The organism is Gemella morbillorum (assembly GCF_900476045.1).
GTDB lineage: Bacteria > Bacillota > Bacilli > Staphylococcales > Gemellaceae > Gemella > Gemella morbillorum.
Window position 1 is genome coordinate 500,620 of record NZ_LS483440.1, and the last position, 12,288, is coordinate 512,907.

The 12,288-nt window shown below is 29.4% G+C and carries 13 protein-coding genes; 12 read left to right on the forward strand and 1 reads right to left on the reverse strand.

The window, feature by feature from the left end; genetic code table 11:
• Window positions 1-180: 180 nt before the first annotated feature.
• Entirely contained in the window at window positions 181-3,225 is a 3,045-nt protein-coding gene (locus DQN46_RS02425; protein WP_111742882.1) for a mucin-binding protein, read from the reverse strand.
• A gap of 536 nt (window positions 3,226-3,761) precedes the next feature.
• Between DQN46_RS02425 and DQN46_RS02430 the strand changes: the two genes are divergently transcribed.
• The 12 genes from DQN46_RS02430 to DQN46_RS02485 all read left to right on the forward strand — a co-directional run bounded on the left by DQN46_RS02430 (window position 3,762) and on the right by DQN46_RS02485 (window position 12,275).
• A complete protein-coding gene (locus tag DQN46_RS02430) occupies window positions 3,762-4,940 on the forward strand; it encodes an AAA family ATPase (protein ID WP_111742883.1) in 1,179 nt (392 codons plus the stop codon).
• Window positions 4,941-5,022: 82 nt separating this feature from the next.
• A complete protein-coding gene (locus DQN46_RS02435; protein WP_111742884.1) occupies window positions 5,023-5,763 on the forward strand; it encodes a TraX family protein in 741 nt (246 codons plus the stop codon).
• 79 nt (window positions 5,764-5,842) lie between these two features.
• Window positions 5,843-6,163, forward strand: coding sequence for a hypothetical protein (locus DQN46_RS02440; protein ID WP_111742885.1), 321 nt, complete (start codon window positions 5,843-5,845; stop codon window positions 6,161-6,163).
• Window positions 6,164-6,242: 79 nt separating this feature from the next.
• A complete protein-coding gene (locus DQN46_RS02445; protein ID WP_111742886.1) occupies window positions 6,243-7,196 on the forward strand; it encodes a hypothetical protein in 954 nt (317 codons plus the stop codon).
• Between the two features lie 222 nt (window positions 7,197-7,418).
• The gene (locus tag DQN46_RS02450; RefSeq protein ID WP_111742887.1) at window positions 7,419-7,838 is read left to right on the forward strand and encodes a hypothetical protein; all 420 of its coding nucleotides are present in this window, start codon (window positions 7,419-7,421) and stop codon (window positions 7,836-7,838) included.
• Window positions 7,839-7,864: 26 nt separating this feature from the next.
• Window positions 7,865-8,179, forward strand: coding sequence for a TfoX/Sxy family protein (locus tag DQN46_RS02455; protein WP_111742888.1), 315 nt, complete (start codon window positions 7,865-7,867; stop codon window positions 8,177-8,179).
• 65 nt (window positions 8,180-8,244) lie between these two features.
• The gene (locus DQN46_RS02460) at window positions 8,245-9,003 is read left to right on the forward strand and encodes a DUF4261 domain-containing protein (RefSeq protein WP_111742889.1); all 759 of its coding nucleotides are present in this window, start codon (window positions 8,245-8,247) and stop codon (window positions 9,001-9,003) included.
• 48 nt (window positions 9,004-9,051) lie between these two features.
• Window positions 9,052-9,441 carry a YbgA family protein gene (locus DQN46_RS02465; RefSeq protein ID WP_111742890.1) on the forward strand — a complete coding sequence of 130 codons (390 nt, stop codon included), beginning with the start codon at window positions 9,052-9,054 and terminating at the stop codon, window positions 9,439-9,441.
• Window positions 9,441-9,803 carry a TIGR02328 family protein gene (locus DQN46_RS02470; RefSeq protein ID WP_111742891.1) on the forward strand — a complete coding sequence of 121 codons (363 nt, stop codon included), beginning with the start codon at window positions 9,441-9,443 and terminating at the stop codon, window positions 9,801-9,803. The genes DQN46_RS02465 and DQN46_RS02470 overlap by 1 nt, the downstream gene beginning before the upstream one ends.
• 55 nt (window positions 9,804-9,858) lie before the next feature.
• Window positions 9,859-10,551, forward strand: a complete 693-nt coding sequence (locus DQN46_RS02475) for a DUF6994 family protein (RefSeq protein ID WP_111742892.1) — start codon at window positions 9,859-9,861, stop codon at window positions 10,549-10,551.
• Between the two features lie 121 nt (window positions 10,552-10,672).
• Complete coding sequence (locus DQN46_RS02480) at window positions 10,673-11,722, forward strand: LLM class flavin-dependent oxidoreductase (RefSeq protein ID WP_111742893.1); 1,050 nt, start codon at window positions 10,673-10,675, stop codon at window positions 11,720-11,722.
• 10 nt (window positions 11,723-11,732) lie between these two features.
• Complete coding sequence (locus DQN46_RS02485) at window positions 11,733-12,275, forward strand: GNAT family N-acetyltransferase (RefSeq protein ID WP_004632488.1); 543 nt, start codon at window positions 11,733-11,735, stop codon at window positions 12,273-12,275.
• Window positions 12,276-12,288: the final 13 nt, after the last annotated feature.

Genomic DNA, 12,288 nt, shown 5'->3' on the forward strand with positions numbered 1-12,288 from the left:
ATGAGAGATAGACTCTGGAGGGGCTAGCTACCCAGTATTTTAATATATAATCAATATGTGTAATTTTAAATCATTAAGTTTTTTATTTTTATGAAGGTTAATATAGTTTTCTTTTAGTATATAAAATAAAATCCGGAACAGATTTCTATGTTCCGGATTTTATCTAGTTATTAAAAATTATTAGTGTTTTTTCTTAATAATTCTTATTCCAAACGTAGCAATAATAGATAACAATCCTAATACTGTTAGGTTATTAGTATTATTTAGTCCTGTAGAAGGTAAAATTTTCTTTTTATCGTCTTTATTTGGAGTTTTAGGATCTGGATTTCCTGGTGTTTCTGGATTTCCTGGTGTTTCTGGATTTCCTGGTGTTTCTGGATTACTTGGTTTTTGAGGTTTAGCAGTATAATTAACATCCTTAACAATATTATCTTGAGTTACTGTTTCTGCTGCTACAACTAAAATATCTGCTGTATATCCTTCAATTATAGGAGATGTAACCTCTGCGTACTTAGATTTATCTGAAACCCAAGTACCATTATCTATAATTTCACCTGTTACTTTATCTTTAGTAACCGTACGAGTCCATACTGCTTCTTCCACATGATTTGGTGGTGTTTTATCGCCAGCTCCGTGATAACGCACAGTTAAACTTACTTTTTTCTCTTCTTTGATTGCTTCTGTTTTGTGTTTTAAATGAATTGTTACATTTTGGTCTACTGTAATATCTGTATCAAATTTCTCTGGTAAGGCTTCTTTTGTTACTACTTCATAACCTTTTGCTTCATACCCAGCTACGATTTGATCATAAGTTGTTTGAGTTTCTGGTTTTACTTCAGAGTTTGAATCCCCACTTGCTAGATTTTTTTTGTCTTCTAGTGTTGTATTTGTTGTATCATCAATTACTGTATATGTCAGTTTTTGAGTTTCTGGGCTATATACTACTGTTTCTACTATATCTGCAGTATCTTCAGTTACATTGTTCACTGCTTCTACTTTTGCTTTGTCTGCTGTGTATCCTGGTTTTGTTGGTGATACTACTTCTCCAAAGCTTGTTCCGTTTGCTGGTGTCCATTGTCCATTTGTCACAACATTTGTTACTAGGTCTTTTGTATTTTCTCTTGTAAACTCTAGTTCTCTTTCTACTGTTGGAAATGCTGGCTCTGCTGGGTTGTTATCTTTGTACACATAGTTTATTGTTTGTTTTACTTTTTTACTTTCTGGTGCTTTTTCTGTTTTGTGTTTTAAATGAACTTCAAACACTTGTTCTTCTTTTCCAAAAGTCACTCCATCCGTTGGATAAGTACTAGATACAAACTCATAATTTTTATCTGTATATTTTTTCACAGTATCATCTATTGTGTATGTAGATTTTGTATTATACTTACCTTTTAAATCATCCTTAACTTCTAATACTTGGTTAGTTGTATCATCAATATATTTAACTTTAGCAGTACCTTCTTTTAATTTATAAACATAATAAACATTTTGATCTTCTCCTGTAAATTCTATAGATTTATTCATAGTCAGTTGAGTCCCAGCTACTCCAGGAACTGTTGTAGGTTCTGTTACAAGAGTATAGTTATCTATATTCTTAGGCTTCACATCGTAATTTGGAGATTTCGGTGTAGTAGCTAATCCTGCAGGATATCCATATTTATAATCTTGTGTTTCGATTTCTTTACCTTCAGTATCTACATAATGTACAGTTATTTTTGTTTGTCCAACTGCACGTGCGTTCGAAGGAGTTGTTGTCGCTTTAATATCTTCTGTTTTTAATTGAGTACCAACTCCATTACCATCTACGCTGTAACTATAGCTCTTAGATCCTTCTATTGAATTTTTAATAGATGAATCTGCGAATGTTATGCGTGTCGAATGACCTGTCCCTTGAATAACACTCATATCTTTTAAAATTTTACTAACTTGTTTATTTACTTCTGGCGTTCTATCGATTTCTTGATAAGTATCACCGAATTCTGCATAATCATCTGTTGGTCTAAGATCATGATAAGTAGTGATTCCTTCACCTTTCATTTTTCCTAGATTTATACCTAAAGTATATGTCCCATCTCCATTGTTAATAACTACTGAAGAGTTTTTACCAGCTTTTTGTAATGCTTTAAGGATATCTTCATTACTTGAATTTGCTGGCATTTCTATTACTTTATTATCTGGATCAGAGTCAATTGTTATAGATGTTGGTGTATCTTTGTTAACAAGATACTTTCCATCTTCACTAATAGCTAGGGTAGATGTATATCTTTTGTTATCAGGTTTAATTCCTATAATAGTAGAACCTGCCGCAGGTTTAACATGATGTATAGAAATTATATCTCCATCAGGAATCTTAGTATTATTTCCTGGATTTTGACCGTTGCTTGACAGCATATTATTATAGTAATTTGCAGCCCCAACTGAAGTACCTATTTTTATTGAGTTTGCACGATCTGTTGAAGCTGAATTATAAACAGAAAAGATAGCTTCAGCTTTTGGAAATTCTCTGGCTACCGGTTTAAAAGTAAATACTTTCCCATTTATATCTAATACAATATCTTTTTTACTTGATTTAGCTGTGAATTTAGAACCATTAGCAGCTCTTTGTGTAACAGTAACTGTTTTTTCTGTATTTGCAGGTATATTAGCAAAATCAGAGTTTAAAGTTATAACATAGGCTAGATTATTTGGATTTGAAGAATCAAACTTGATTGTTCCCACCCCTTGAATAGGTTCTGATGTTCCAGAACTTAGGTTAGCATAATATGCTCCATATGCATTATTTGTTAAAGTTACTGGAATACGTATAGTATCCCCAGCTTTTAGGGTTCCATCTTGTTTTATTTTAAATGTCATATCAATTTTTTCGAATGCTACTTCTTGTGCAGATAGATTTTTTGTATCACCTGCATTTATAACTGTTGCATCATTTCTTAAAGTAACAGTAGCATTGAAATCAGCAATAACAGTGCTATCTACTAATGCTCTTTTAGATCTTTTTTTAGGTTCTAGACTATTTTCTAGCCCGTTTTTATTATCTATAGCTTGAGTAATAGATTCTACTTTATTATTTTCTGCTGTTTGATTGTTTGATGCTTTTAATTCCTGAGATGAAGTAGCAACTCCAAAAACTGCTAAACTCATGATAGCTAAAGGTATCACTCCTACGTTTAGTTTTCTTATTGAAAATATTTCTTTTCTATTTTTTTCAAAATTAAATTTTTTCATTAAGTTATCCTTTCATTATTTTAATCGAAAATCTTATTATTACAGCTCTAATTATACGTTCTAATCATAATAAAAGCAAATACTTTATTAAATAATTTTACTATTTATAAGATGTAGTGATAGTAAAATGTTATCGAAATGTTATATATAATATTTCATAAATAATAAAACTAATAATATATTTTAAAATAAAAGAATTCCAATATTTTTTTGTATTTCATGAAAAATTAGTTATATCACTTTTTAAAATAAATATATTTTTTTTCAGAAAAATGATGTTATTAGTAGGAAAAATATTTTTTCATTTTTAAATCTAATATATTTAGTATATGTATTGAGGATAATGGAATCAATATTAACTTAATAAAATTATAGAAAAAATTAATAACGGGTATTATAGGGCTATCTGTTGTATTATTTTAAATATTTGATACAATTATTATATTAGTAAATAAGTGATAGGCTGTAATTACTATAAACTACTAAAGATAAAATTAGGATGGATTATTAAAAGTACATTAAGAGGAATAGGGGATATGAAGCATAAGTTATTAAATATAAAAAAATTAGCAGTAGTATTTGGGGCTTTTGCACCAATGCACACAGGTCATGTAGATTTTATAACAAAAGCAAAACGAGAAAATGATGCAGTTTTGATTATTGTGTCAGGAACAAATACGAAAGAAGATCGTGGGACTCGTGATGGTCTGCATCTTAATCGACGTTTCCGTTATGTTCGAGAAGTTTTTCATGATGATGAATTAGTTGTAGTGGATAAACTTGATGAAGAAGGTATGCAAGCATATCCGAACGGATGGAAGACTTGGCTAGAAACTCTTCATAAGCTTATTAAAGAGAATACAGATTACCAATTTGAAAAGATGACATTTTATGTGGGGGATGAAAATCATCAAAAACCATTGCTTAGTTATTTTGAAGAAGTTTTTTCTGACGAATATATCGATATGAGGGATTGTGACAATTCTCTTTGTGATATTAAACAAAAAGAAGTGGCAATTAAAATGATTGATTTAACTGTAGTTCCAGTATCTAGCACAGAAATTAGAAAAAACCCGTTAATTTATTGGCGTTATATTACAAAGCCCTTTCGTCGTCATTTTACGAAAAAAGTTTTGGTAGTAGGTTCGGCTTCAGGCGGGAAAACAACATTAATAAAAGATCTTGGTCGTGTTTTTAATGCACCTATATCGCTTGAGTATGCACGTTTTTATCAAGAATTTTATAATGTTCGTGATGATGAACTAGATACTAATGATTATATTCGTCTTTTTGCTAATCAGAACGAACAGACTTCAAATGTCATTGATAGTGGTAGCCATACAGGTATTGTTTTTGTAGACACTAATGCTACGGTGACTATGGCTTATGTAGATTATTATCTTAAAGATATTATTTCAGAAGAAGAGTATCAGGCACTTAAGCTATCATATAAGGTTGCTATTTCAAAAGAAAAATGGGATCTTATTATTCTAATTCCACCAAAATCAGCATATGTTAATGATGGCTTTCGTGATATGAGTATGGCAAGTCAAGATATTCGTGATGACTTTACAAATCACCTTATTTATTTGCTTGAACGAGATGGATTTAAAGATCAACTTTTAATTCTTGATAGCGATGTAGATACTTTCTTTTTAGATAATTATGAAAAAACTATTAGAGCGATAAAAGATTGTCTTAATATTGAAATTTAAGAAAATAATCAAACTATAAAAAATAGAATATATAGATTATACTTAATTATTTGTAATAATCTATACAAATGGAGGACAAGTTTTGAGGAATTTAAAATTTAATGCAACACAACTGAAGTATATTGCTATTATAGCGATGACAATAGATCATTTTGCATGGTTATTATATCCAGGTTTGGTAAGAGAAGTAGTACCAGTGGCTATGCATATAATTGGCAGACTAACAGCACCTATAATGTGGTACTTTATAGCAGAAGGTTGTTATTATACAAAAAATATTAAAAAATATTTTCTAAGATTGATGAGTTTTGCAGTAGCTAGTCACTTTGCTTTTTGTTTTGGGCTAGGAATTCCTTTTAATCTAATGGTAGGTAGCATTTTTAACAAAACAAGTGTTTTATTTCCACTAGCTATGGCAGTATTATTGATAGCTGTATTTAGAAATGAAAAGATAAATAATACAGTGAAAATTTTAACGATTATTATTTTCTGTTTATTAACTTTTGTGGCAGATTGGTCATCAATAGCGTTAATGATGCCATTTTTCTTGTATCAACATAGAGAGAATAAAAAACAACAAGTTATAGATTATGTAATTTGGATAAGTGTTTATGCAGCCATTTATATAATATTTATTGATATATTCTATGGAATATTACAGTTTGCAACTTTATTGGCTATACCATTATTATTGAAATATGATGGGACAAGGGGTCAAAGCATAGGTTCAAAATGGTTTTTCTATTACTATTATCCAATCCATTTAGCGATTATAGGTATTTTTAGAATTTGGTTATATGGAGATATTCCGTTAGTGTTTTAATTCGTAGAGAGTGGAAAAACTCTTTATATAAAAAATATATAAGTATGAATATTATTCTTATTGATAGGGGGAATATATCATGAAAGAGTTTATAAGAAAATATTATGTTTATATTATTGTAATAATAGCTTTTTATGTCGCTACACCTTTGCTTTGTAGAGATGCTGGGGGTGCATTTCTTACATTATTAGTAATATTCCCCTTAATTATCTTGATTCTTTCTTTTATACATAGCAAGACACGTGGATTTAATTGGGGGCTGTCTTTAATTATAGGATTACTTTGGATACCAGTTATTACAATATATTTAAATGAAAGTGCGTTGATATATGCTTTAATATATGGGATGATAAGTTTTTTAGGACAAGGATTGGGAGTTTTATTTAAAGGGCGAAAATAGAACGATTAATATTATAAATTGTATTATAGGATATAATAGAGGTATTAATTATTTTATAAAAGGAAAGAGAGGATAATATATGAGAAAAACATTATTAAAAATATTAGGAACGGTGGTTTTAGTTTCAGCTTTGTCTGGATGTTCTACAACTTCAACAACGACAAATAATTCAAAAGATGAACCTAAAAAAGAAGTGATACAAGGGCCAGGAAAAGATTTTGATTGGAATGCAAAAGTGGAACCAGTAAAATTAGATCGTACATACACAGAACAAAATTCTGGTAAAAGTTTCACAACTAGGCTGACAAGAGTGGAAAAGGCTCAAGCTAAGTTAGAAAATAAAAAGAAAAGTATTTCTGATGAAAAAGTAAAATCTGCATTAAAAGTAATAGATGCTGTTTTTGTTAATCAGCAAAATATTGATGACTTAGTAAAAGCAGCGGGTTATAATAACCAAAAAGAGTTATTTGAAAATGTTTGGAAACAATTTATTGCAGATGTGGCAAAAGAGTATAACTTTACTCCAAATGAAGAATTTACGTTCCAAGAGACAACATATAAAATGAATGTATATGGTGCGATGTCATTTAAGGTAAACACTAATGCTTATGGGAAGGCCGGAGCGTATGATTTAAACGATTATAAAGTTGAAGGGAATACAGTTTATCTATATATAACGACTCCACATATTGATAACTATCAATATTTTGTAAAAGCTAGTTATCTTCCGAATTATGAAAGTTTTTTTGAACCATTAGCTTCGGTTGTTAACACGGCACGTTCAGAAAATAAAATTGGTGAAGTTTTAAATAGTAGAGCTATTTATAATCTAGCTGCTTTAGAGTATAAAGCAGATCGTTATGTAGATCTACAAGGGATGGATTATCATCCAACGGCTAAACAATATATCGCAATACAAGTTGATGATAGTGGAAAAGTCACTATAGATATGGAGAATTTACAAAACTTACTACATATAAATTCTAAGAAATCTAATGAAACTAATAAAGTTAAATTTAATATAACGCAATAATTACAAAATAGTATCCTTTATTTGATGAAATAAGGGACGCTATTTTTTAAACTAAAGGAAATAAAAGTGATTAAAATTTAAAGTAAATATTTATATGATTAGAAAAATATAGTAAAATGGATTTAAGGTATTATTAAGTATTTAATAAATTTATTATGAATAATGTATTTTGGAAATTCTGATATCAATTTTTATAAAAAAGTACAGAAAGGAGAAAAACAAATGTGCGAAGAGTGTTATTCAGATAAAAGTAGAGTGACTCCGTTATTAAATCCAGTAGAATGTCTTAAAAATCATACACAATACATATGTGGGAGCTGTGGAAGATGTATTTGTATTGAGAAAGATTCAATTAGGGGATTGCAAAGATGGAATTTTCCGTTTAAATCATTAGATACTGCGAAGCTTTATTTGCGTACAGCAGACTTTACATTGAAAAAATGTTGTGGAATTTATGAGATAGAAAGTTCAAATGGAAGACTGTCTTATAAAATATTTGCGGATAATAATGAATTACAATTATTTAAGAAATGCAACTCATTACAGCCATTGTTTTCTGTTCAAGAATATAAAGAATATCCAAATACAGAAGTAAGAAAATTAACAGAGGCTGAAATAGGAAAGTATATGAGTGAGAGATAGGATATAGTCAAAAATGGAGGATTTATATGGCATCAAGTAAAGAATATTTAAATTTCATATTAGAACAGCTAGATGATTTAGAAAATATTAAATATAGAGCGATGATGGGAGAATATATTTTATATTACAATGATAAGATTGTCGGTGGGATATATGATGACAGACTACTTGTAAAACCAGTGAAATCAGCCTTAGATTATGTATCAAATATAGAATATGATTTACCCTATCCAGGAGCAAAGGAAATGCTGTTAATTACTGAGGTAGATGATAAAGAATACTTAACAGGTTTATTTATGACAATGTTAGCAGAATTACCAACAAGAAAAGTAAAAAAGTAAATTAATTAAAACTATATGGAGAAGAAAATATAGTAAGAAATAATTTTAAAAAAGGAGAAAAACTAATGGAAGCTTTAAATGAAAATAATGTTGTTTTGTCAATGCCGATGTTCAAAAATAATAAAAGTTATGTTTTAGATAAGGTAATAGAGGATTTAAGAGTATATTGGGAACTTGATGTTACGGATATCGAGGGTGATGATGAACTAGCTACCTTCAAAGTAGGAGATGAACTTGTTGCCTTGTCGATGATGCCAGCTCCAATACCTAATTCAGAATTTGAATCAATGTATAGTTATTCATATTTATGGGAGAATGTAGAAAATGAAACAAAAGAACATACAAATCATGTAATAGTTTCAATTTTATCTAGCGATATACCGCCAGTAGAGAAATATTCATTATTAACAAAAATTAATTCTTCTATATTGCGTACTTCTGAAGATGCTATAGGTATTTATCAAGGATCAGCTACATTATTACTTCCTAAAGAGCTTTATGTTGCTTTTTCAGAGTTATTACTGAGTGATATGCTACCAATACAGCTTTGGATATATATTGGTATTATATACAATAATGAAAGAACAAGCGTTTATTCTTACGGTATGCAAGAGTTTGATAAGTCTGAGATAGAAATATTAGAAACGGTTATGTCAAATAGAGAAGTATATAATTTGTTTATAAATATTTTAAATTATGTTTTGGCTTATGATGTAACATTAAAACATGGAGAAACTATAGGGTTCTCTGAAGATGAAAAAATAAAAATCATTGAATCAGAGGCTGTTTATGTAGATGGTAATTCATTAAAGCTAGAGATTTAAGATATGATCGTAGAAAATAATATTATTAAGTAAGGAATGTAATTTATTATGGATAAAAAGAAGGAACGCATTCTTTGTCAGAAACTTTGGGCGAAAAATAAATATTTGGTGTTAAGTAAATCGAATCAGATATATTTAGAGATTAGACAATATTTAAAACAAGAAGATGTTAATACAAGAGTAGTAGAAAGATATATTGAACAAGCGATAAAGTTACCAGAAGATAAAGGTCAAGTGACAAATGCTTTTCATCACGTTTGGGGATATTTCAAAAAGAATGCAACATCAGAGGAAAAATATAAGTTCTTTGCAAAGTTAGAAGAGTATAGAGATGGAAAAACAACACAAAACGAGATTTTAAAAGAAATAAGAGTATTATTGGGAAAATATTCTAATAAGTATTTACAGGAATCAACTTTTATTATAGGAGAAAATTAATGAGATTATGGCATGAAGATTTAATTCGCAAACTACCTAGACAACAACTTTTAGGACAACATCGTGAATGCTGTGCATTAAGAGGGAATGGTTGGGCAAAAAGACATGCAACAGTCAATTATGTATTTGATTATGAACCATTTTTGTTATATAAATATCATAAACTAATAATGGATGAAATGATAGCTAGAGGATATAATGTGAGTGAGGAATGGTTTGATAAAAACTATCGAGGAAAAGTTTGTAAACCCTATACAGACCTGAAAGAAGTAAAAATTAATTCACCAATTTATAAAGAACATAATGATAGTTATTATATGGAATGTATAAATAACTTAGCAGAGAAGGGAATAGAGATTTAATATTTATAATACAATAAAAGAAGCTCCAAAACTTAAAAAGTAAGGAGGAAAAGTAATGAAGGTATATAAAGAGAATATTAAAAGATGTGAAAGTTTTTATAAAAGTGATTTTTATAATGAGTTATTGAAATGTAATTCAGAATTTATAGAGGTAATATTTACAGAATTATGTCTAGATGCAGATGCATGTGATATAGAATTATATCAAGAGCTAGCGGAAAAATTTGGATTAGTTTCTAAAAAATATTATTTAATAGATTATGTTGGAAAAGAAGAAATATTATTATCAGCAGATGTTATTTGCGGTAGAAAGCAGCTTGCTAAAATAAGAAATTATAACTTTGATTTTTGGATAAAAGATTATGAAAATATTCGTAGTAATATAGATTATCATTTTATTTGGCCGAAGCATAAGCTACCTACAATAAATACATATAGATATCAAATATATAAGGATAGAATAGATTGTTTATTGTATGATTTAAAACAATTTTATAGGGGAGAAGAGACTCCTATGTTAAAAGCGTATCAAAATGATAAAGCAGCTATTTGGTTAAAAAAGTTTTTAAGTTTTGAAGATTTTATTGTTAAAATGAAATTTAATAAATTTGTTAATGAAAACTTTGAAGTTTTGGATTTATCAAAAAATGACGGTTCTATTATAAGAAAATATATAAGAGGGAATGAATTAATTGATTCAATACCAACATATATTGAAACAATTTTAGGAGACTACATTAAGCGTTAAAGAAGAAAAACTACGTATTTTATAGAAAATTGAATTTTAACTTAATGAGTAAATTGTTTTGTTAGTATATATAGTCAAGAGTATAAAAGATAATATGTAAAATATAAATTAGGAGATAACTATGAAAGTTTCTGTATTGAATCTTGTGCCATTAAGGCATGGAGAAAGTTTTAAAGATGCTATGGATGCTATGGTACGTCTTGCAAAAAGAGTTGAAGACTTAGGATATACTCGGTATTGGATTGCTGAGCATCATAATATGAGAAGTATTGCAAGTAGTGCAACCCAACTTTTAATTCAGCATACACTAGCAAATACTAAAAAAATTAGAGTTGGTTCTGGTGGTGTAATGTTGCCTAATCATAGTCCATATTTGATTGCTGAACAATATGGAACGTTAGAAACATTGTATCCTAATAGAGTAGATTTAGGACTTGGACGTGCTCCAGGTACAGATGTACCAACAGCGATGGCTTTACGTAGAACTAAAGATTTGAAAACTGATTTTGAGCGAGATTTAGCAGAATTATCAGGATACTTTAAAGGTTCGAATTATGTTCAAGCCTATCCTGCTCATGGTCTGTATTTACCATTTTATATTCTTGGATCAAGCACCGATAGTGCGTATCTTGCTGCTAAGTTAGGGTTACCTTATTCATTTGCTGCTCATTTTGCGCCAACGATGATGGAAAATGCTATAGCAATATATAATCGTTATTTTCAACCATCAGCTATCCTTGACAAGCCTTATGTAATACTAGGAGTGAATGCAATACTAGCTGACACAGATGAAGAAGCTAAAAGATTATCAACGACAATGATACAATCATTTTTAAATATTGTTACAAGTAATCAGAAAGGACTTATGCCCCCACTTCAATCTGAAGAAGCGGTGTGGAGAGAATTTATCGCCACAAATAAAGTCCCTCATTTTGGACCGATTGCTTTTGAAATAGATGATTTGATTAGTCATGAAAAGGAAATAGTGGAGAAAATGACAAAGGTATCTTTTATAGGTAGTAAAGAGACGGTTGTAAAACAAATTAAAGATTTACAAAAAAGAGTTAAGTTTGAAGAACTTATAGTTAATTCTTATATTTACGATGAAGAGGCTCAATATCATTCTTACAAACTTTTAGCAGAAGTTATTGAGGAGAATTTTAAAGAATAGGGGTGAAGTAATGTTTTTATTTGAAAAATTCCAGTTAGGAGATGGAAGAGAATGTAAATTGATTCTTCCAGAAACAAAGTATGCAGAGGAAATGTATAACATAATTGACAACGAACGAGAGCGATTAGGCGAATACTTACCCTGGGTTCATAACTTAAAAAGTGCAGAAGAAGAGAAAAAAGTTATTAAAGATATCTTGCATCAAATGTTAGATAAAAAGATGTTTGTTTTAATGATTTTGGTTGATGATGAAGTAGCGGGAATGGTTGATCTTCATGAAATAAAAATCAATGTTCGTGCCGAGGTTGGCTACTGGTTAAGTGGAGAGTATGAAGGATTAGGAATAATTACAAGAAGTGTAGAATATTTAACAGAATACGCATTTACTGAGTTAAATTTGCATAAACTTACGATACTAGTTCAAACAGAAAATGCCAAAAGTTCAGCTGTGCCGAAACGTCTGAATTTTTTCAAAGAAGGGGTATTAGTAGAACATGAACTTTCTAATGGAGAATTTGTCTCATTAGACTTATATTCAAAAATAAATAATTAATATTAATAAACGG

Bases quoted from the DNA above. Each gene is read 5' to 3' on its own strand.
- DQN46_RS02425 (WP_111742882.1), bottom strand. From the start codon at position 3,225: ATGAAAAAATTTAATTTTGAAAAAAATAGAAAAGAAATATTTTCAATA.
- DQN46_RS02430 (WP_111742883.1), top strand. From the start codon at position 3,762: ATGAAGCATAAGTTATTAAATATAAAAAAATTAGCAGTAGTATTTGGG.
- DQN46_RS02440 (WP_111742885.1), top strand. From the start codon at position 5,843: ATGAAAGAGTTTATAAGAAAATATTATGTTTATATTATTGTAATAATA.
- DQN46_RS02445 (WP_111742886.1), top strand. From the start codon at position 6,243: ATGAGAAAAACATTATTAAAAATATTAGGAACGGTGGTTTTAGTTTCA.
- DQN46_RS02450 (WP_111742887.1), top strand. From the start codon at position 7,419: ATGTGCGAAGAGTGTTATTCAGATAAAAGTAGAGTGACTCCGTTATTA.
- DQN46_RS02455 (WP_111742888.1), top strand. From the start codon at position 7,865: ATGGCATCAAGTAAAGAATATTTAAATTTCATATTAGAACAGCTAGAT.
- DQN46_RS02460 (WP_111742889.1), top strand. From the start codon at position 8,245: ATGGAAGCTTTAAATGAAAATAATGTTGTTTTGTCAATGCCGATGTTC.
- DQN46_RS02465 (WP_111742890.1), top strand. From the start codon at position 9,052: ATGGATAAAAAGAAGGAACGCATTCTTTGTCAGAAACTTTGGGCGAAA.
- DQN46_RS02470 (WP_111742891.1), top strand. From the start codon at position 9,441: ATGAGATTATGGCATGAAGATTTAATTCGCAAACTACCTAGACAACAA.
- DQN46_RS02475 (WP_111742892.1), top strand. From the start codon at position 9,859: ATGAAGGTATATAAAGAGAATATTAAAAGATGTGAAAGTTTTTATAAA.
- DQN46_RS02480 (WP_111742893.1), top strand. From the start codon at position 10,673: ATGAAAGTTTCTGTATTGAATCTTGTGCCATTAAGGCATGGAGAAAGT.
- DQN46_RS02485 (WP_004632488.1), top strand. From the start codon at position 11,733: ATGTTTTTATTTGAAAAATTCCAGTTAGGAGATGGAAGAGAATGTAAA.